The sequence below is a fragment of the Mesorhizobium sp. ISC11 genome (assembly GCF_037162595.1).
GTDB lineage: Bacteria > Pseudomonadota > Alphaproteobacteria > Rhizobiales > Rhizobiaceae > Mesorhizobium > Mesorhizobium ciceri.
Genome location: NZ_JAVSPW010000001.1, coordinates 1,686,663 through 1,707,285 on the forward strand (window position 1 = coordinate 1,686,663; position 20,623 = coordinate 1,707,285).

The window sequence follows — 20,623 nt, forward strand, 5'->3', positions numbered from 1 at the left end:
GCTCGACGATTTCCGGTCGCCATCCCGATTAGGGGCCTTCCTATCGCCCATCAATGTTGGCATCTGACATTTCTAGACTCGCCGGAGCAGGCATGCACTTCAATTTTTCCGACCTCAAGCCCATTGAGCGATACAAGCTCCTGTCCTCCACCATCACGCCCCGCCCAATAGCCTGGGTTTCCACCATCAGCGAAGCCGGTCAACGCAACGCCGCGCCGTTCTCCTTCTTCAATGTTTTCGGCGAGGATCCGCCGGTTGTCGGATTCTCGATCAACGACCGCAGTCCCGGCGACCGGAAGGACACAGGCCGTAACATCCGCGCCACCGGCGAGTTCGTCGTCAACCTAGTCGACGAGGATCAGCTGAAGGCGATGAACGTCACGGCCACTGAATACGGCCCGGCCGTCGACGAGTTCACCGTCTCCGGCCTGAGCTCGCAGGCCTCGCTTTCGATCGGCGCGCCGCGCATCGCAGAAAGTCCGGTGTCCTTCGAGTGCAAGCTGATGCAAATCGTCGAGCTGGGGTCAAACCGTTCGCTTATCCTCGGCCATGTGCAAGTCATGCATATCCGCAACGACCTGCTCATCAATCCGGAACGCTTCCATGTCGATACGGCGAAGATGCGCGTCGTCGGGCGGATGCAGGGTAACAACTACATTGTCTGCGACGACATTTTTGAGATGGCACGCCTTCAGCCATAAGCCTGATTGCGGGAATAGAAGCGGCGCTTCCTTCACGGTGTTCGGTGCTCGTCGAGCGGGTGTCAGGCCGCGGAGCGAGAGCGACCCTATGGAGTTTTGGCGTATAACCGAGGCAAGTCGTTCGAGCCATGGATGACCCTAGCTGTGTCCCGATAGCGTTGCTTTCTGTAGCGGTTGTGGCTCAAACAGCAGCGAACACGATCGCTGCTAGCGGCGTAGAGAACGGTGCATCCGCGACTGCGTGGTCTCAAAGCGCAGCCGACAATAACGCCATTTGGCCCTTTCATGTCAGTCGGTGACAGCCCCGATACTGAGCCATGGCGTCGCTTGCGCCGACGCTTTCTCATGATCTTTGATCGCCGGCAGTTCCGCCAGAGTGTCGTCGATGAAATCATTGCCCTTCAGCAGTCGCTCCCGGTCTGAATCGACAATCAAGAACGGCACTGTGCCAAGCCGCAGGTGGCTGAGCTCGCGCCTTTCCAGGTCCACCGTGAAGCGCGCTTCCTGCGGATTCGCCGCCGCGCGCAGGCACTCTGCTAGCACGTCCTCACTGACGGTCGCAGGAATGATGCCGTTGTTGATGCAGTTCGCCTTGAAAATATCGGCGAACATGGAGGAGATCAGGCAGCGTATGCCAAATGATTTCAGTGCCCAGGGCGCGTGCTCGCGCGACGAACCGGAGCCGAAATTACGCCCCGCGATGATGATCGTCGCCTCGTCATAGGGCTGCTTGTTGAGGATAAAGTCCGGATCTGGTGTGCCGTCTGGTCTGTAGCGCAGGCTATGAAACAGGAACGGTGCCATCGCGTTGCGATCCGGCTTGCGCAGGAACTGCTGGGGATAGATCAGGTCTGTGTTGATGTCGGACATCGGAAAGGGCGCGGCGATGCCGCTGTGTCCGGAGATCGGTTCCATATTCGCCTCAGATCAGTTCGCGCACGTCTGTCAAATGGCCGGTGATCGCCGCTGCCGCGGCCATGGCGGGGCTCATCAGATGCGTACGCGCACCGCGCCCCTGTCGCCCTTCGAAATTCCGGTTCGATGTCGATGCGCATCGTTCGCCAGGTTTCAGCCGCTCGCCATTCATCGCCAGGCACATCGAGCAGCCAGGCTCACGCCAGTCGAATCCGGCCTCGATGAAGATCTGGTCGAGTCCCTCCTGCTCAGCCTGGTCCTTGACCGGCCCCGAACCAGGCACAATCCAGGCAGTCGTACCGTCGGCGACCTTGCGCCCCCGCACCACTACGGCCGCGGCCCGCAAGTCCTCGATGCGGCCATTGGTGCACGAGCCGATGAAGACGTGATCAACGTGGATGTCGGTCAGCGCCTGTCCGGGCTGCAGGCCCATGTAGTCGAGTGCGCCTTGGATACTGGTGCGCTCGCTCTCGTTGTCGCAGGACGAAGGGTTTGGCACCCTGCCTACGATCGGCAGCGATTGGCCGGGATTGGTGCCCCAGGTGACGAAGGGCACTACGTCGGATCCGGCGATTTCGACATCCGCGTCGAAGAACGCATCCGGATCTGACTTCAGCGAGCGCCACGAATCCACTGCCCGGCCCCACATTTCGTCCTTCGGCGAGTATTTGCGTCCTTCCAGATAGGCGATGGTCTTCTCGTCGGGCGCCACCATGCCGGCGCGCGCGCCGCCCTCGATCGACATGTTGCACAGCGTCATGCGCTGTTCCATGGTCAGCGCCCGAACCGCCTCTCCCTGGTATTCGATGACGTGGCCGGTACCACCTGCCACGCCAATCCTATGCAGAATCGAAAGGATTAGGTCTTTCGCCGTTGCGCCGGAGGGCAGTTCGCCCTTCACGTTGACACGCATCGACTTGGACTTGCGCTGCACGATGGTCTGCGTCGCCAGCACGTGCTCGACCTCGGAGATACCGATGCCAAAGGCGAGTGCCCCGAATGCGCCATGGGTGGAGGTGTGGCTGTCGCCGCACACCACCAGAGCGCCGGGCAGCACAAAGCCGAGTTCAGGCCCGATCACGTGGACGATACCCTGCCGGCGGTTGCCGACCGAATAGACGTCGATACCGGCCTGCCCGCAGTAGGCCTCAATGTCCTGGACCATCTTGCGTGCGTCCTCGTCCTCATAGGCGATCCCGTTGACGCGGGGCGTCGTGGGAACGACGTGGTCGGCCACGCCGATCGTCAGATCGGGACGGTGCACCTTGCGCCCGCGCGCACTTAGCCCCGAAAATGCGTAAGTCGCGACACCTTCATGAACCAGATGTCGGTCGACAAAGAGAATGGCCCTGTTGTCGCCCAGCGGCTTGACGACATGGGCATCCCAGATTTTTTCATACAGCGTCTTCGCCATGGTGACCTCTTCGCGGCGCCGCCTGATTGCATCTGCCGAGGACACTCGCTGAACGGCGCATGCGACTGGACACCAGGCGCTCGTCATCGGCGAAATCCTCAGAGGTATCAGGCCGCCTGCAATCTAGGAGTTAGCCCACACGCCTTGAAGGCTCATTTCGACATGGCTCCGTCGCGAACGACGATGCGGATCACGCCCTGGTCCAGTTTGCCCGCCGCATCTTCAAAATCAGCGGAGCGGCTGGACAGTTCTGCCTCCCAGCCCTGTCAGGTGTTGGTCGGCATTCCCAAGCCGACGCCAAAAACGGTCGGTCATGAAGGCTCCGATCCCGGCACGCCTTCCTACACGCAACGAGAAGTACGGAGAATTGTCAGACACCAAGATAGTCGAGTAGACTTTGTTCCTCCGCAGCCATGTGGAGATTCGTCAATTCCTTTACGATCTTCCCGTTCTCGATCATGTAGTATCTGTCCGTAACCTCAGCCGCAAACTGAAGATTCTGTTCGACCAATAGAATTGTCAGACCGGTCGACTTGATATCATTAATGATCGCGCCGATTGCATCGACAACTACAGGAGCCAAGCCCTCGGTTGGCTCATCAAGCAGGAGGAACGACGCTCCCATATAGAGCGGACGCGCGATCGCCAGCATCTGCTTCTCTCCGCCAGACAGAGACGCTGCTTTTTGCAGGCGCCGCGCCTTGAGAATGGGGAAATGCTGGTAGATCCGTTCAAGTGGCCATCCTGTGGTTTTGTTCGGCCGACCGATGGTCAGATTTTCATGGACGTTCAATGTCGAAAATATGCCGCGGTCCTCAGGGGCAAAGCCCACTCCCATCCTGCAAATGCGCTCGGGCGAAAGGTCGATGATTTCCGAGCTGCCAAAACGGATGCTGCCCGTCCGGCGCGGTATGTCACCAATGATGGATTTAAGCAGCGTGGTCTTGCCGGCGCCGTTGCGCCCCACCAGCGTCACGACCTCGCCTGCGTCGACTGACAGGCCAACACTCTGCAATATATGGCTTTCACCATAATAGGCATCGAGATTTCTTATCTCCAACATACTCAATGGCGTTTTCCCAGATAGGCTTCGATTACGCGAGGGTCCGTTCGTACGTCGTCATAGCGCCCGCGAGCGAGCAGAGCACCCTGCTGCATGACGATGATTTCGTCGGCGACATCGGCGATGACTCCAAGATTGTGCTCCACAACGATGATCGTGCGCTCGCGGGACAATTGGGCGATTAGGTCAGTTGTGCGTGACACGTCCGCACTCGTCATCCCTGCGGTCGGTTCGTCGAGAAGAAGGATCGCCGGGTGCGCCGCCAAGGAGATCGCGAGTTCCAAGGCCCGTTTGCGGCCATAGGAAAGATCACTGGCCGGCCGCTCGCGCAAAGATGGCGGAATGCCGACTTGATCCAGCAAAGCGTTGGCTTCAGGTCTGTGGTTTTCGTGCCAGCCTGACTTCGCCAGCACTTTGGCGCCCCCATCCGCTCGCCGTTGCACCGACAGGACAACATTGTCCATGACCGCCAGATTGGGAAAAATGCTGGTGATTTGAAAACTTCGCACGATCCCGCGCCGGGCAAACTGTTCGGTGCGCAGCGAAGTCATGTCTTCACCATTAAACAGCAGACGACCACGCTTGGGCCGATAAAAACCACTCAAGACATTGAACAGAGTGGTCTTGCCGGCGCCGTTCGGTCCGATGATCCCGTAAACCGGCTTTTTCTCGAACTTCAAGCTAATGTTGTTGATGGCCGTGAAACCGCCAAAGCTCATTGTGACCGATTGCAGTTCAAGGAGCGGCACGTCTGTCGAACCCGCCCCGTAGACGGAGTTACTAGCGCCAGGATCAGGCATCGGCCACCTCTCCGGTTGTTGCAATCTGGTTCGGGTTTGCAGCGAAAAGCTCACCCTTTGCCGGCATATCGGGCGACGTGGCGCGATCGACCGAATGATGCACGATCTCGCCGAGTATTCCGCGTCGGAACAACAGCACGACGGCCACGAACAGAAGGCCGAGGAACAGGCTGCCATTGTCCGTGATTGACGACAACGTATTGCGCATGAGCAAAACGATGCTACTGCCTAAAAATGGGCCGAAGATGGTACCGGCGCCGCCAAGCAGCGTCATCATGATAGGCTCTCCAGAAGCGCGCCATGAGACCATTTCAAGGGTAACAAACTGATGGTTAAGGGCATAGAGAGCGCCGCCGATCGAGCACACCACTGCCGAAAATACATACGCCTTCACACGCAAGCCGTAGACGCTGTAGCCAAGACTCATCATGCGCTGCTCGTTCTCGCGGGCGCCGAGAAGCGCAAGGCCATACGGCGACTTTAGAAGTCGAATTGTCGTGATAATCACCAAGGCAGCGGCAGCGAGGCAAACATAATAGAAGATCCGGTCGTCCTTGAGGTCCAAGCCCAGGAGCGTTGGTCGAACCAATCCGTGCAACCCGTCCTCACCGCCCGTGTAGTCGGGAAACTGATTGACGACGAAATAGACGATCGACGCGAATGCAAAGGTGATCATGGAGAAATAGATCCCTTTCTTTCTTGCGACGATGAAGCCAAAAAGAAGACTTACAATGGTGCTCAGGGCGACGCCGGCGAGCAGCGAAAGGAACATCGGAGCCCCGAACTTAACCATCAGGATCCCGGTGACGTAGGCCGACATGCCCCAATAGGCGGCCTGGCCGAACGAGAGGAGTCCGCCGATCGCGAACAACAGATCGAAACCAACCGCAAACAGCCCCCAAAGGATAATGTCAGTCGCAAGGACTGGATAGACCAGCCACGGAAGCAAAAGCGCTGCCGCCAGCGCAATGAGAGCGGTGGGTCGGCTCAAGAACACCCGCCGCGCACGCTCGGTCATCGGTGTATAATGCAGCGCGAAATGCGAAATATCGATGCCTTGGAAAATCCCGCCCGGGCGTATTAGGAGCACGACAAGCATCAAAATGTATATGACTGCGGAGGCCGCCGGCGCATAGAAGATGGCCGCGATAGCCGAGACGAGGCCTGACGCAAAGCCCATGATTGCCGATCCGGCGATCGAGCCCATGCCGCCGGCGACGACCACGGCGAAGACGAAATTGATCATTTCCTCTCCCATAAACGGCGACACGTTGCGCATCGGTGCGGAAAGCGCCCCCGCGAGCCCAGCCAGAGCGGAGGCGAAAAAGAACGTGCCGGACACGAGAAGGGGCACATTGCCGCCGAAACATTTAAGCAGATCGGGCCGCTCCGATGCCGCCCGGATCAGCGCTCCCAGGCGCGTGCGCTCAAGCGCCAAATATGTGCCCAGACATAGAAATACCGATACCACAACGACGAAGAGGCGATATTTCGGGTATGAGGCGAAGCCGAGGCTGACGGCACCCTTGAGAAGGTCAGGCACCAGGTATGGCGCCGACGTAACGCCGTAAAAAATTCGAACAACGTCTTCGATGATCAGCGAGAGGCCGAAGGTCAAAATCAGGATGTAGGCGAGATCCAAGCCATAAAGTCGGCGGATGAGCAGCCGCTCAATAATCACACCAAGCAGTCCGACCAGAACGGCGGAAATGAGAAAGCCCAGCCAAAGCGAAACACCGAGATGCGATCCCAGAATCACCGCGATGATTGCGCCCAGCATGAACATCGCGCCATGCATGAAATTAACCACGCGCATCATGCCGAAGATGATGCTCATGCCGAGACTCATCAACGCCAGGACACCTCCCGTGACAAGTCCGTTGAAGAGCAAAATTGCATAGTAAGACATTGGCCGGCCTCGGTTGCGTTGCGGATGAACCCCTCTCGCCGTCGGCGATCAGCCGGCGGCGGTAGGCATGCTTCTTCCGCTACCAATCGTGCTTGCAGGTGCTTTCTGCTTCCGGGTAGTACGCCTCATCCCCTGGAACCGACCCGACGATGTTGAAAAAGTCGCTGTCGTTCTTGACCTCCGATGCGGGTTTGACCTGGCCAATAAAGGTACGCTTCACCACAAGATGGTCGCGCTTGCGCATGAGCGCGTCCTTGGTGAACATGTCGCTGAAACGCCGACCTTCTAGGGCTTCCGTTACCTTGTCGGGATCGTCCGTCCCGATTTCTTGGACGGCCTTCAGTACTTGATAGACGGCAGAATAGTTGCCCGCGTGTATGTCACCAGGGTAGAAGCTGAGCTTCTCGCGGAAACGCTTTGTGAATTTCCGGGTTTCGTCGTCGAGATCCCAATACCAGATCAGCGCGGCGTTTACGCCGGCCCACGTGTCCGGCCCGAGAGCCTTCACATCAGATAGATTCAACTGTCCGGGAACAATCTTTATTCCGGCATCCATCAAGCCGAATTCACGGGCCTGCTTAACCGCGTTGCGCAGATCCTGTCCGGATTCAAGGATTCCGATTGCCTCGGCGCCAGCCGCCTGCGCTTTGAGAAGATAGCTTGAGAAATCGTCGTTCGGGAACGGCACCATATCCACCCCAACGACCTCACCACCGTTTTGATTAACGGCACTCGAGAAAGAAGCCAGCAACGACTTTCCGAAGGCAAAGTCGGCTGTGATAAAATACCATTTTTTGGTGCCGTCCTGGGTCATTTTCTTGACCGGCGCGGACATGGCTGAGGTATCGTATCCATAGTGCCAAGTGTATTTGCCGCAAGCTTCATTCGTAAGCGCCATGGTTCCCGGGCTAACAAAGGTCGTCAGAATGTGCCTTTCGTTAGCGAGCTTGGCTATGGCAATGGCTGCGGCGGAGCTCGACACGTCGGTAATGAGGTTCACGCCCTGAGAGTCTATGATCTCGCGCGCCTTATTGACCGAGAGTGCAGGATCCAGCTTGTTGTCGACGACGATGACATTGATCGGTACCCCGTTGACCTTTCCACCGAAGTCATCAACGGCCATCTTGGCGAATTCAACGTCACCGGGACCTGATGTTTCTGAATAAACCGAAGAAAGATCGGTCAACATCAGGATATTGAACTGTTTGGCTTTCATCTGAGCATACGCCGGGACGGTACCGGCAAAAGCGATAGCCGCCAGCAGGCCAGCGGCTGCCAATGATTTTATCCGCATTTCAACTCCTCCTCCTCGAAAACAGGCATCCCTAGCCGTGAGCCACTTCAGTGACCGCATCTTATTGTCATTCGGTTTTTAGCGGCAACGAAAGCAATGGGAGAAGTCTCATATGGGCAGGACGTCATCGCGTTTGGAGATGCACCACATCGCGCCAATCGCATCGCCATGGAAACTCCAGAACATCCGCGGGCCAACCTCAAATGATTTTCGCGTGCGCCAAGGTTTTACCGCGTTTCACTGATCGCGGCGCCCCTCTGGTGACCGAGCAACACTAGTAGGCGGAACATTCCTGTATATTCGCCACGCTTCATCCTATGGGCGCTGCCGAGCACCAACGCCCTCAATTCAGTATCTTCTTCCTCACCTCGAAAGGGCCCAGCACCGAACCTGTCCCGAGCGGCAGGTGAGAGGACGGTCTTAGTGTCCGCTTTGAAATCTCGGCGCTTGAGTTTGCTCAGCAGTGGCGCGACGGCAAACGGACGCGGGCACCCCGAACGTCCGCGATGGAACGACCAATATCGTTGACAAAAGAGGGTGCGGAACATGGCGTCGGCGGCAAGTTTGTTGCCGGCGGCTTTCATTCGCATGATTTATCACTTGGCGGGCACGCATTGCCGGATTGCGCCGTAACACTAAGTCGAAGTTGCCGCGAAGCTGATCAGTCGGCGCGGGACCTTCGGCCGCTGATCACAGTCTCTGTTGCGTTCCATCCACTCGTTGAGAAGCAGGGTTGGAGGAGCCAGCATAGCAACCATTTCTACGACCCAGCCAAAACGCCAAGCCTATCCAGAGCAGGCGCGAGCCCTTTTAGCGACACGGACAGCACCACGTCCTTCTGGTCGGTGCTTCTGACCTAGATCTTTAGCACGGTACCCGCCCGCAGTGCGGTAACCGTTGCTTCATCGAGAGTGAGCGGCACGATGCAGCCGGCCGCCTCGACAACGAGTACGGAAATGGGCTGCGGCATAAAACTATTGGACCATCGAGCTATTCATCAACCACAACGTGCTGAACGAAGATACGATTCAGGCGTCCAAACCATTTCATTTGCGTTTGAAGTTTTTTCCGATCCCGCTATTTTGCAGTAAGGGGTTATGAGACGGAAAATCGTGGACGTTCTGAAACGCAACAATGTCCGGCTCCACGGCACGGGGCCGAAAAGTATGGTGTTCGCGCACGGCTTTGGCTGTGATCAGAACATGTGGCGTTTCGTCGAGCCAGCATTCCGCCGCCAGTTTCGGACCGTGCTCTTCGACCATGTCGGCGCTGGAAGGTCCGATCTTGCCGCTTATGACAGCGCCAAGTACGCGGCCCTGGACGGTTACGCGGATGACCTTATCGAAATCGGGAATGCCGTAGAGCTTTCGGGAGCAGTGTTTGTCGGGCATTCTGTCAGCGCGATGATCGGAGTTCTCGCATCTGTAAAGGTGCCCGAAATGTTCGACAGTCTGGTTCTGGTCGGTCCGTCTCCTCGATATATTGACGATGCCGGCTATGTCGGGGGCTTTTCAGAGGCGGATGTCGAGGGTCTGCTTTCATCGCTTGCTGACAACCACATGGGCTGGTCGGCTGCGATGGCGCCAGCGATCATGGGCAACGCGGATCGCCCGGACCTTGCCGACGAGTTGACCAACAGTTTTTGTCGGACTGATCCCGACATAGCCCGCGAATTCGCACGGGCCACATTCACCTCTGACAACAGGTCCGACCTGCCGAAAGTCACCGCGCGGACGCTAGTCCTCCAGTGCTCGGACGACATCATTGCAGGCGATCATGTCGGTGAATACGTGCGTGCTCACATAGCTGGAAGCAAACTGATTCACCTGGACGCCGTCGGTCACTGCCCCAACCTCAGCGCCCCGCAGGAAGTTGTGGCGGCGATACGGGCTTTCGTCTGAGTTCGCGATGGGGGCGGACGACAAATATCTCGATCTTTTCGAGAACGCGCCGTGTGGCTACCTCGTCATAGGCGCAGATGGCCGCATCCAGGACGCGAACGGCACTTTCCAAAGATGGACTGGGTTCTCGAAGGAGGCAGTCTGCGGCAAACGCTTCCGTGAAATTCTCAATGTCGCAGGCAGGATGTTCTACGAGACACATTTCGCTCCATTGTTGAGGATGCAAGGATTTTTCGAAGAGGTCGCGTTGGATATCGTGAAGGCGGATGGCGACATCCTGCCGGTTCTAGCCAACTCATTGGAACAGCGCACGCCCGCCGGAGACGTGATCGAAACACGGGTGACATTGTTTCGCGCAACACAGCGGCGGCGCTATGAGCGCGAGTTGGGCGAGGCTAAACGTCAGCTGGAACAAGGATTGCATTCTGCGCAACAAACAGCGGAGTTGCGCGAGCAGTTCATCGCGGTGCTTGGCCACGATCTGCGAAATCCACTAGCGTCGATATCCGCTGGGGTACATATGCTCGCCCGTAACACCGATCCGAGTGACGAAAAAGTTGCCAAAGTCCTGCGCCTGATGCTGGCGAGCATAGCGCGCATGAGCGGCTTGATCGACAACGTCCTGGATTTCGCAAGGGGCAGGTTGGGAGGCGGCTTGGGATTGACGAGGGATCGAGGCAAGCCGATCCAGCCTACATTGCAGCAAGTGCTTGACGAGATTAGATCAAGTTACCCGGAGCGTCAGATCGACGTATTGTGGAATCTCGATGGTGACATGATCGAAGTTGACCATGTGAGGCTTGCGCAGCTGTTTTCCAACCTGATGGGAAACGCGATTGCCCATGGAGACCCTGAAACTCTGATCCAGGTGACCGGTAAGTTCAGTGAAGGCTTTTTCGATCTCTCGGTCGCGAATGGCGGCAAGCCTATTCCGCAAGCGGCATTGCAGCGCCTCTTTCAACCATTCTATCGAGGAGATGCAAAAGGTCGCCAACAAGGCTTGGGATTGGGGCTCTACATCGCGTCAGAAATAGCCCGTGCCCATGGTGGAACCTTGGACGTGGTGTCGGATATGGAGCAAACGCGATTTAGTTTCCGTATGCCCATAAGTTGATGACGCAAGCCAATTTGACTGCGAGCAGCTCCGCTTGGCGCCGAGACGCCAGCCATGCGTGACGACCTGCTCCCACGCATGTGCAGTGAATGCCAAAGCCGCAATGTCGATCTGATCTACACGCCCGACCCGTCGAAGCATTCCGGCATGGGGCAAGCTAACGCCTGTGCGAAGGCGAAGGACGGGCGCGAGGGCCAATCCGGCCTTGTCAGTACCGGCAAACCCGAACGCGTTCCAGCACCCGGTGGTGATGGTGCCAGTGCCTAACCCACTTCACGCGGCAATGGTGACGATGCCGGTAATAGTAGCGATGCGGGTAGCGGGCCACGTAGGCAGGATAGCGGGGGCCGTAATAGCGGCCGCCATAGTCGTAAAACGGACCTCCGCCGTAGAAGGGGCCACCGCGGTAAAACGGGCCGCCGCCGAACGGACCGAAGCCCCCGAACGGACCAAAAAAGCCGATGCCAGAACCGAAGTGTGCATCCGCAGGCACAACCGTGGCTGCGGCGCAGGCGATGGCAATCACCGAAGCAAGGAACAGTTTTCTCATAGCAACCTCCCTGAGGTCCCTTCACCCGAGAAACTCCCGCAGGAGCCGTACGTTCCCGATTGCTAAAATTCTCTGCGCGCCGTCACCCAACCAGACGTTTTTGCCGATTCCGCCGTATAAGGCCGCATCATACCTTCGACTTCCGCCATCCTGCCCACCATGCTTCCATTGAGAGCAGAACCAGCGCTCGCCTTTGGCCAGTTGACGACCGTTTCGGTGTAATGTCGCTGCCCTGGCATGTGGTAGATTCGCTCGCCTGTCACGCTAATGTTGCCCTTGATGGCGCAGCCGCTCGGCGCGCTAATGCCGCCGCCCTGACGATGCACTGTGGGGAGAGGATGCTGTACGGACTGCGGTATAAGGTAGCTTGCCCCGGCAACGCCGCAAAGCAAGACAGGGATTAGCGCCCGCTGCTCTAACAGCGAACGCCTACGTCGCCTTATAGGCTTGGAAGCCTTCTGCCCCTGTATGCCCACGCCCGGTGGGAGAATGCGACCCCTAAGGCTTGGAGTCCAGATGGGGCGGGCTCACCGGTCCTGTGGTGTTCCGCCGGATGAACGGGACTTCCTTCCCGGTCACTTCCCGCACGGCTTTGGACAGCGCCTCATGCAGGACGCGCGTCAGCCGGTAGTGCTTGCAATATATAACGGCTTGACGATGCTCAAGTGCAGCGCTTCCGCTGCTGTCACAAAGCGTTCAATTTCAGTCTGCGAATTTCTGCGAACCTTTTGACCTGGCCATTTTCCATCCGAATCTCTCGGTGTGCCATACGATCTTGGCCGTCGATCTTCGTCGGCTTGTGGATTATCAGGCTTCGGCAGGTGTTCGGGGTGGGCCTCGAGAAGCGTGATCTTGATCTGCGGTCTGCAGCGGTTCCAGTCAACCCGGGCGAGACCGTGGCCCTTGTCGGCCCGACCGGATCGGGCAAATCCAGCTCGATGGCGCTGGTGCACCGCTTCTATCCAACTTCAACCTCATAGGATCGACACCGCCGCCGTAAGCGGACATTGCCGCAGCTGCACTCGGCCTTCACAAGCATGTGTGCGGGATCGTGCGCCATCAGAACAAAAAAGGAACATACTCCTTGCGCGTCAAGACGCTTGTGGAATCTTTTCCCCCATGAGCGATGGACCATCCCGGCTTGCCGAAGGCATGACAGCGGCCCCGCGCGATCGACGAAGCGTCGACAATCATACGTGCGAGCACCCCGGCTGCGGCAAAGATGGAGGCTTCGGCTTCGCCAGGATGCGTCAGCCTTCGCACTGATTTTGCATGGAGCACCGTGGCGAAGGAGAGCTAGCACACTAAAAAGGCTCGCGGTCCCATTGGCGAGTCGCAGAGCTTCCCCGTGCCCCAACCCCACAGCAGCAAAGCGATTTCAGTCCCAGCCAATATGACCCATCGCGGGACGGCATAGCGCCAAGAATCACCTATCGCGTGAGCGGCGGACCTGTTTCCGAATAGGCGGGCCTCGCCGGCAACTTTGCCTTACTTAACGTAAGAACAGCCAGGGTCTTTAGCTGAACAGCGGGCGCGCCCATGCGAGGGATTACTCAACATTGTTTGCCCTGCTGACTTTACGCATGAGCTGCTTATCCACCCAGTCCTGAATTGGTCGGTCGGAGTTGCGACTACGCCAAGCAACCGGCGCAGTCGGATTTGAACCTACATGGAGTGCCAAATCTGTGAGCGACGGGAATGTCTTCTTGACCCCGTCGATTGTGACGGTAACCGGAATTAAAACCCCGCTCGGCATTGCCTTACCCCTCGCGCTGCTAACCAAATCCCGCCTCCGAGGTAAGCCGAGATGGCCCTCCTAGAGGTGGCGGCTGCCCCACCGGAATCAGCCCGCTGGGGCTGTTGATCAGCCCATTTAGGGACTGGCAAAAGGGGCTGTTCGGTGGTGACCCTGGATCACATGTGCAACTTGACGCCGTACTTTGGCTGGCACATCGGCCGAACAGATGAGGGCGTACGATCGATAGGAGTCGATCCGCCATATCAAGGCGTGAGAAGGCGATAGGTTCTGTCGGGAAATAGGTCTCACCAGCGCGTTTCCCCCGGCCGCCATCATACGCCGGCGATGCACCTTGCGCGTGCTGACGCCCGCCTGTGGCCAGCAGGAAGCGCGCATTCGCCCTTGCCCGGAAGAGATCGACCTCGGCCGGCTTCTGCGCTTCCCGCGCCAGCCCGTAGACCTCGGGCAGCGGTTGCCGGTCGGCCGGCTTCGCCTTCATGGTCCACTTCTCGCTGCGGAAGCTCCAATGAGCGATGCCGTCGAGTTCGCTGCCGTCGAACCAAGCGCTCGAGTTCAGTTTCGGTAAATGCAACACCCGAGCCATCCACCAGATTTTCTCGATGTCGTGTTCGCCGGCACCCTTCGCCCATGGCGCCAGCCCTTGCCTGGTCGCTCCGTCAGATCGCGTCGCGCATGGTGGTCTCCGTTTGTCTCACTTCAGGACGGAAGTGCTGGCACCCGTCTTGCACCGAAGGCGGTTTCCGGCTGATCCCGGGCAGCTCGTCGGGCTTGAGGCAGTAGTTGGGGGGGCCTCGCCCGGCGAGTTCACCAATGCGGTTTGTCAATGTTGAAGGGTCGCCCGCAACCATCGCTGGGCCTTGCGCACGATCCCCTGCGCTCATTCGTCGTCTTCCCAACTGTGAGTTTTTTCCACGGAGTTCATGGATGGCGCGCACAATGCAATGGAAATCTACATACCTCGGTGCATCGATCATTATTTTAGTGATCACTAAAATCCTCGATGATTTGAACGCCAGAGTTTAACGCAGCCCGTGCGATTTCAGGGCGACGTTTCTTCTGCGTGGGGTTGGATATGCGTGCCCGGATGTTAGTTAGGAACTCGAAGGCTACAGAAGCCTTCGAGTTGCGCGTGAAAATCTCGTCTTTGGAAGAGGAGCAGAGGCGAAGAGTGGCGAGCTCGGCCGGTATGTTAAAGCTGGCGCAAGTCGGCCAAGAATTAAAGTGGCTCCGGTTTCGCCTGGCCATCCTGGAAGACTGTGTGGCGGCGCTTTCAACCAAACACTAATTTACGTGCCCGTACTGGATTAGCCGGGACCATCATCGGCCGCCTTCAGATGAGACACCACCGTCCGACGGGTAGGCTCGGCAGTGTTTGGTTTTTCTTCGGTTCTCTTCGTCCCAAACTGGTAGAAAAGCGCGAATGAGAATACGAGATATCCCACCTGGAAAATGATCAAGATCAGCAATGTCCATGCAAGCGACTTCCAGAACGAGCCGGTTGCTAGAAGAATCCAGATCGCCGCCACGGTCGAAGTGGCGAACATCCCGATTAGGAATCGCGGAAAAAACATTTATGCTCAATGCCGCCCCATAACTGGACCGACCGGGTCTCTCGCGTCTACTCTCTAGAAGCATTTAACGTTTCACTAAATTAGTAATTGCGCAAGTCATCCTGGGAGGTGACCCCAGCGAGCCCTCTGGTCACCCACTTCGGAATGTAGGATTATTATCCTCGTTGCAGCGATCCCCTCAAAACGGAGTTCGCCAAATGCCTAGGTCAAAAGGTTCGCAGAAGCTATCGCAGGCTGAAATTGAGCGCCTTGTGGCGGCAGCGGAAGCGCTGCACTTGAGCATCATCAAGCCCTTCATATCCCCGCATTGCGAGTGGCGTTGCCCCCAGTTTTTATCCAGTTTGAGTTCGTTTCCGGCGTGGGTTGTGCCCTGCTGGGCGAGTGAAGCGACGGGCGCTGGCGCGGAGCCTTTGGCATAGCGCAGCGCGAGCGACCGCCGCGGATTGAAGGTGCTGGCGAACTCGGCCGGTGTCTGCCAGGCGATTTGGGAGTGCGGCCGGGCGGTGCTGTAGTCGGCGGGCACAGGGCGATGGCTACGCGCGCCTGAGCCAGCGAGGTAAACAGTGTCTCGTTGAGCAGTTCATCGCGCAGTCGGCCGTTGAAGCTCTCGATGAAGCCGTTCTGCATCGACTTCCCGGGCGCAGTGTAATGCCATTCGACGCGGTTCTGATCCGCCCAAGAGAGGATGGCGTTCGAGGTGAACTCGCTGCCATTGTCGCTGACGATCATCCTCAGCCGGCCGCGCTCGGTGATGAGCCGGTCCAATTCGCGGGCGACCCGCATGCCGGAGAGAGACGTATCAACGATCAGTGCCAGGCACGACTCGAACCCCCATAAATGCTTGGATCAAGGTTGCACCACAGCGGATCCAGACACCCCGACCTCCTCCAGAAGGGCCCGCATCTCGTCGGGAGCCGCAAGACAGAAAATTCGAAAAGCTTCTAGGAAACCCAAGCAGACTGAACGGCGCTGCGGACAATGAGGTTTACGAATACACCGGCGAACATTCGCATTGGGGCGGTCAATATCGTCGGCAGAAGAGCGTCCGAAAGGGCTATCGGCGGCTCCCTCGTAGGAACAAAAAAGAAGAGAAGCAGAACTTTCTTGTGCGTTTTTTGCACACAAGGTTCCGTAACCAGCTGATTATATCCAGGTATCCGGCCAGTCTCATCATTCGGTCGCCGTTTTTAGCCGCTGCACCAGATTCCACCTTTCGATGGAAGGGCGCAGAAGGACGACTTCGTCGCTTGGATCGGTCAGAGCTGATGGGATTAAGATCGGAAAAGCTTCACGGCTGTTTGGCGTCTTTAAAATCGCAGTCTCCGCACTTTCATCCACTGCCCACCAGCGTTAGGCCGAACAAGATGAGCAGCCAAAGTGCTGCAGCAGCGACCGCGAGTTGCGGAAGCACTGCCCCCCGGGACAAATGCATGAATGAGATCCCGATAATCACTGCCTTCGCCGCGGCGATCGCAAGATTGACGGTTGAGTTGAAGCCGCCGAGATCGATGAAGGAGGAGCCGACAGTGAGCGCCAGGAGCACCAGAAGGCCGGCATAGGCCGAGGCGAGTTTGCGGGTTTCGGTCACGACGGAGCTCAGCGGTTGGTCAGGTAGAGGACGGGGAAGAGAAACACCCAGACGATATCGACAAAATGCCAGTAGAGGCCGACCGCCTGCACGCGCCGGGCTCGGCTCGAGGCCTCGGTTCGCCACCACAGCGCCAGCGTGCCGCAGACCACTACAATTCCGCAGAACAGATGCAGGCCATGCAGTGCCGTCATCGCGAAATAGAGGCTGAAGAAAAAGGCAGCATGCACCGGGTCGGCGCCCCGATAGATGAAGGGCCCGCCCAGCACCGGCGCAATCCCCTCATGGAACTCCATCGCGTATTCGGTGCCCTTGATGATCAGGAAGACGACGCCCAGCGCCGCTGTCGCGGCCAGCGACCAGCCGGCTGCCCGCCAGCGCGAACCGGAGGTGAAGAAGTGCGCCAGCGCCATGGCGAAGCTGGAGGTAATCAGCACCGCTGTGTTTATCGTTCCCAGCATCAGTGACAAGTGCCTGGAGGCTTCGGCGAAGGCGGCGCCGTAGCTCAGCCGGGCGACGAAGAAGATCAGGAAAATGGCGCCGAACAGCATCGCCTCGGAGCCGATGAAGACCCACATACCGAAGGCATCGGCGGCCCGCTCGCGCTCGCCCGACTTGAAGGCGACGCTTTCGGTCGAGGCGCTCATAAGACCACCCCGGCTGCCGGATCGGTGCGCTTTTCTCCAAGCCCTTTCATCGGGTAGTCGTAGGCCGGTCTGGTCACCACCGGCATTTCGGCGAAATTGTGCGGCGGCGGCGGCGAGCTTGTCTGCCATTCGAGCCCGGTGGCGCCCCACGGATTGTCCGGGGCGCGCCGGCCTCGGAATAGCGACCAGGTCAGGTAGAAGAGCGGCATCAGATAACCGATCGCGAGCACCACGGCGCCCGCTGAAGACAGAACATGCCAGAACTGGAACTCCGGCGGATAAGTGTGGTAGCGCCGGGGCATGCCCAGAAACCCCAGCACATATTGCGGGAAGAAAGTGAGGTTGAAGCCGACGAAACTAACGGCGGCCGCAATGCGACCGGCCGTCTCGGAATACATGCGGCCCGTCATCTTCGGCCACCAGAAATGCATGCCGCCCATGAAGGCCATCACCATGCCGCCGACCATGATATAGTGAAAATGGGCAATTACGAAGTAGGTGTCGTGGAGGTGCACGTCGACCGCCAGCGAGGCGACGAACAGCCCGGCCAGCCCTCCGAAGGTGAACAGCGCAATGAAGAACAGCGCAAACAGCATCGGCGTCTCGAAACTGATCTCGCCCTTGCGCAGGGTAAGGCCCCAGTTGAACACCTTGATCGCCGAAGGAATGGCCACGATGAAGGAAAGGAAGGAAAAGATCACCCCGGCGTAGGCCGACTGGCCGGAGACGAACATGTGGTGGCCCCAGACCAGGAAGCCGAAAATGGCGATCGCCATGCTGCACAGTGCCACCGCCTTGTAGCCGAATAGCGGTCGGCGGGCAAAGCAGGGGATGACTTCCGACACAACCCCCATGCCAGGCAGGATCATAATATAGACCGCAGGGTGCGAGTAGAACCAAAAGAGATGCTGGAACAGCAGCGGGTCGCCACCGAGGTCGGGATCGAAGATCCCGAGGCCGAAGACGCGCTCCAGCACGATCAGGATCAGCGAGGCGGCCAGCACCGGAGTTGCCAGCACCATCACCAGGGCGGTGGCGTAGAGCGTCCACACGAAAATGGGCAGCCTGAACCAGGTCAGGCCCGGGGCGCGCAATTTGTGCACGGTCACGATAAAGTTGATGCCGGTCATGATCGAGGAGAAGCCGACGATCAAGACGCCAAAGGCGGCGGTCGAGACGTAGCTGTCGGAATAGATGCTGGAGAGCGGCGTATAGAAGGTCCAGCCGGTGTCGACGCCGCCGGCAAGCACCGCAAACATCGCGAACAGGCTGCCGAAGATGAAGACGTACCAGCTCGCCAGGTTGAGCCGCGGAAAGGCGAGGTCGCGCGCACCGATCATCAGCGGCAGCAGGAAGTTGCCAAGCGTGGCGGGGATGGACGGCACCAGGAAGAACCAAACCATGATGATGCCGTGAAGCGAGAACAGCCGGTTATAGACGTCGTCGGAGACGAGGTCGCCTGCGGGCGAGGCGAGTTCGATGCGCATCAGCACGGCGAAGGCGCCGCCGAGAAAGAAGAAGCCGGTGATCGCCACTAGATAGAGCCAGGCCACGCGCTTGTGGTCTGTGGTGAGAAGCCAGGCGGCCGGTCCGGCGCCCTCCTCCAGATAGCTTTGGGCCTGCATCGCTTCGCTCGTCATTGCACCGCCTCCGGCTGCGCCGCGCCTTGGGCCGCAGGCCCCGCCGCACCTGCTCCGCCTTTAGGCGACAGCGATTTCAGGTAGGCGACCAGCATCTGCAGCTCGGCCTCGTCTACCAGCCCCTCGAAACTGGGCATCACCGGCTGATACCCGGCAGCGACCTCCTTCATGGGATTGAGGATGGAATCGCGCAGGTAGCGCTCGTCGGCGACCACCGTCTGTCGGTCGGAGAGCGCCACTGGCCGCCCGAAGACGCCGGCAAGATCGGGCGCGCGCACCTTGCTGGAGTTTCCGTGGCAGCCGGAGCAGCCGAGCGCGCGGAACAGCTTTTCGCCGCCCTGCGCAAGCGACTCGCTCTCGCCCTGGGCGGAGAGCCACGCCGCATATTGCTCGGGCGCCATCACGTCGACCCAGCCGCCCATTTCCGAGTGTTGGGTGCCGCAATATTCGGCGCAGAAGAGATGATAGCGGCCGGGCCTAGTGGCGGTGAACCAGACATGGGTGGCGCGACCGGGCACCGCGTCCTGCTTGACCCGGAAGGCCGGCACGAAGAAGGAATGGATGACGTCCTGCGAGGCAAGCGACACCACCACCGGCTTGCCGACCGGCACATGCAACTCGTTAATCTCGCGCTGGCCGCCGGGATGGCGAAAAGTCCACATCCACTGCTTGCCCAGTCCGGCGATCTGTATGGCGTCGGGTGGCGGGTGGCCGCCGCGCACATAGAGCGCCGCCCCCCAGCCGAAAAAGGCGAACGATATGAGCAGGCTGGCCGTGGTCCAGGTGATCTCCAGCGGCAGGGTGCGCATACGCTCGCCGGTGCGATCGGCGCTGGAGCCGGCGCGGTATTTGACCGCGTAGCCAACGACCAGGCAGGTCAGGAGCAGGCCGAGCGCCAGGCTGAAGGCGAGCAGCGCATAAAACAGCGCGTCAACCTGCGGCGCCGCCGAGGAGGCTTCCTGCGGAACGAAGGGCACGTTGAAGCTCATGCCCGCCTCCGCCAGGAAAGAGCTAGTACGGCGGTGGCGAGCGCCAGCACCGTGGCGACGGCGCCGAGCTTTAGCGCCGCCCAGATCGCCGGCGTATACTGGCCTTTCGAAGTGTCGAAGCCGGCGCATAGCAGGAAGACGTGATCGGCGACGGACCCAAGCTTGCCGGCCGACGCCTCGACCAGCGCCAGCCTCAAGTCGCGCGGCTCGAAGCTCAATGCCGGCAGCACCTGCGCGATTTGTCCGCCGGGAGTGAGCGCCAGAACCGCGATCGGATGGACGAATTGGTCGATGCGCGGGCGCGTGTCGAACGAAATGCCGGCCTGCGCCGCCAGGGCCGCGGCGGCGCCGTCGGGACTGGTGAGGAAGCGCCAGGCAGAGAGGCCCTTCGCGTCGGTAGCGTCAGCGACCCCGGCGCGAGCGGCGGCAGCGTCTTCCTGCGTCTCGGTCACGTCGATGGAGACGAACAAAGCGCGGTAGTTACTGGGGTCGAGACCGGTCTTGTTGAGATCGGAAGCGACCGCCTGCTGGGTAAGTCCGCACAGGTTCGGGCATCTGTCGTAGCCGAAGATGAGCAGCGCCGGCCGGCCGGCGAGGATGTCGCCCAGCGTGGCCGTCGCCCCGGACTGGTCGCGGAAGGGTTTGTCCAGGCTGAGCTGCGCGCCGATCTTCGGATCAAAGGCGGGGCGTTCGACTGCTTGGGCGGCCGTGAGGACTGCAAAAAAGAGCGCAAGGGCCGCAGTCAGGCGCTTTCCCACCCCTAGCTCC

Annotated in this window: 16 protein-coding genes and 3 pseudogenes; 4 read left to right on the forward strand and 15 right to left on the reverse strand. The window is 59.2% G+C overall.

The genetic code is table 11. The features are described 5' to 3' along the window. Window positions 1-92: 92 nt before the first annotated feature. Complete coding sequence (locus RPF88_RS08575) at window positions 93-701, forward strand: flavin reductase family protein (protein ID WP_064994825.1); 609 nt, start codon at window positions 93-95, stop codon at window positions 699-701. Window positions 702-989: 288 nt separating this feature from the next. Here RPF88_RS08575 and leuD read toward each other — a convergent pair whose 3' ends face one another. The 6 genes from leuD to RPF88_RS08605 form a co-directional block, all read right to left on the reverse strand. Next, window positions 990-1,616, reverse strand: a complete 627-nt coding sequence (gene leuD, locus RPF88_RS08580) for a 3-isopropylmalate dehydratase small subunit (protein WP_064994824.1) — start codon at window positions 1,614-1,616, stop codon at window positions 990-992. A 7-nt stretch (window positions 1,617-1,623) separates the two neighbouring features. After that, window positions 1,624-3,030 (reverse strand): 3-isopropylmalate dehydratase large subunit, encoded by a 1,407-nt coding sequence (gene leuC / locus RPF88_RS08585; RefSeq protein ID WP_064994823.1) that lies wholly within the window; start codon window positions 3,028-3,030, stop codon window positions 1,624-1,626. 370 nt (window positions 3,031-3,400) lie between these two features. Continuing rightward, on the reverse strand, window positions 3,401-4,093 hold the full coding sequence (locus tag RPF88_RS08590) for an ABC transporter ATP-binding protein (protein ID WP_337123868.1): 693 nt from the start codon (window positions 4,091-4,093) through the stop codon (window positions 3,401-3,403). A 2-nt stretch (window positions 4,094-4,095) separates the two neighbouring features. Beyond that, window positions 4,096-4,893, reverse strand: a complete 798-nt coding sequence (locus RPF88_RS08595; protein ID WP_157678544.1) for an ABC transporter ATP-binding protein — start codon at window positions 4,891-4,893, stop codon at window positions 4,096-4,098. Beyond that, window positions 4,886-6,802 carry an ABC transporter permease gene (locus RPF88_RS08600; RefSeq protein ID WP_337122172.1) on the reverse strand — a complete coding sequence of 639 codons (1,917 nt, stop codon included), beginning with the start codon at window positions 6,800-6,802 and terminating at the stop codon, window positions 4,886-4,888. Before RPF88_RS08600 ends, RPF88_RS08595 begins: the two co-directional genes overlap by 8 nt. A 79-nt stretch (window positions 6,803-6,881) precedes the next feature. Continuing rightward, the gene (locus RPF88_RS08605; RefSeq protein WP_064994819.1) at window positions 6,882-8,096 is read right to left on the reverse strand and encodes an ABC transporter substrate-binding protein; all 1,215 of its coding nucleotides are present in this window, start codon (window positions 8,094-8,096) and stop codon (window positions 6,882-6,884) included. 1,112 nt (window positions 8,097-9,208) lie between these two features. Here RPF88_RS08605 and RPF88_RS08610 point away from each other — a divergent pair. Together RPF88_RS08610 and RPF88_RS08615 are read left to right on the forward strand one after the other, a co-directional pair. After that, window positions 9,209-9,997 (forward strand): alpha/beta fold hydrolase, encoded by a 789-nt coding sequence (locus RPF88_RS08610; protein WP_064994850.1) that lies wholly within the window; start codon window positions 9,209-9,211, stop codon window positions 9,995-9,997. A gap of 7 nt (window positions 9,998-10,004) precedes the next feature. Next, window positions 10,005-11,111: a PAS domain-containing sensor histidine kinase gene (locus RPF88_RS08615; RefSeq protein ID WP_337122173.1), complete on the forward strand. Its 1,107-nt coding sequence runs from the start codon at window positions 10,005-10,007 to the stop codon at window positions 11,109-11,111. A 208-nt stretch (window positions 11,112-11,319) separates the two neighbouring features. Here RPF88_RS08615 and RPF88_RS08620 read toward each other — a convergent pair whose 3' ends face one another. Then, the gene (locus tag RPF88_RS08620; protein ID WP_337122174.1) at window positions 11,320-11,661 is read right to left on the reverse strand and encodes a hypothetical protein; all 342 of its coding nucleotides are present in this window, start codon (window positions 11,659-11,661) and stop codon (window positions 11,320-11,322) included. A 498-nt stretch (window positions 11,662-12,159) separates the two neighbouring features. Beyond that, a pseudogene (locus tag RPF88_RS33365) lies at window positions 12,160-12,402 on the reverse strand (hypothetical protein). Window positions 12,403-12,536: 134 nt separating this feature from the next. Here RPF88_RS33365 and RPF88_RS08630 point away from each other — a divergent pair. Beyond that, window positions 12,537-12,623, forward strand: a pseudogene (locus RPF88_RS08630) (ATP-binding cassette domain-containing protein); the annotation flags it as partial. 2,101 nt (window positions 12,624-14,724) lie between these two features. Here RPF88_RS08630 and RPF88_RS08635 read toward each other — a convergent pair. From RPF88_RS08635 to RPF88_RS08665, 7 genes and pseudogenes are all read right to left on the reverse strand, one after another. Then, the gene (locus tag RPF88_RS08635) at window positions 14,725-14,964 is read right to left on the reverse strand and encodes a hypothetical protein (RefSeq protein WP_337122175.1); all 240 of its coding nucleotides are present in this window, start codon (window positions 14,962-14,964) and stop codon (window positions 14,725-14,727) included. 367 nt (window positions 14,965-15,331) lie between these two features. After that, window positions 15,332-15,810, reverse strand: a pseudogene (locus RPF88_RS08640) (integrase core domain-containing protein); the annotation flags it as partial. Window positions 15,811-16,321: 511 nt separating this feature from the next. Continuing rightward, on the reverse strand, window positions 16,322-16,579 hold the full coding sequence (locus RPF88_RS08645) for a cytochrome C oxidase subunit IV family protein (protein ID WP_337122176.1): 258 nt from the start codon (window positions 16,577-16,579) through the stop codon (window positions 16,322-16,324). Between the two features lie 8 nt (window positions 16,580-16,587). Further along, window positions 16,588-17,226 (reverse strand): cytochrome c oxidase subunit 3, encoded by a 639-nt coding sequence (locus RPF88_RS08650; RefSeq protein ID WP_337122177.1) that lies wholly within the window; start codon window positions 17,224-17,226, stop codon window positions 16,588-16,590. Further along, entirely contained in the window at window positions 17,223-18,866 is a 1,644-nt protein-coding gene (ctaD, locus tag RPF88_RS08655; RefSeq protein WP_064995260.1) for a cytochrome c oxidase subunit I, read from the reverse strand. Before ctaD ends, RPF88_RS08650 begins: the two co-directional genes overlap by 4 nt. After that, window positions 18,863-19,855, reverse strand: coding sequence for a cytochrome c oxidase subunit II (coxB, locus tag RPF88_RS08660; RefSeq protein ID WP_337122178.1), 993 nt, complete (start codon window positions 19,853-19,855; stop codon window positions 18,863-18,865). Before coxB ends, ctaD begins: the two co-directional genes overlap by 4 nt. Then, window positions 19,852-20,613 carry an SCO family protein gene (locus RPF88_RS08665; RefSeq protein WP_127366774.1) on the reverse strand — a complete coding sequence of 254 codons (762 nt, stop codon included), beginning with the start codon at window positions 20,611-20,613 and terminating at the stop codon, window positions 19,852-19,854. Before RPF88_RS08665 ends, coxB begins: the two co-directional genes overlap by 4 nt. Window positions 20,614-20,623 lie beyond the last annotated feature (10 nt).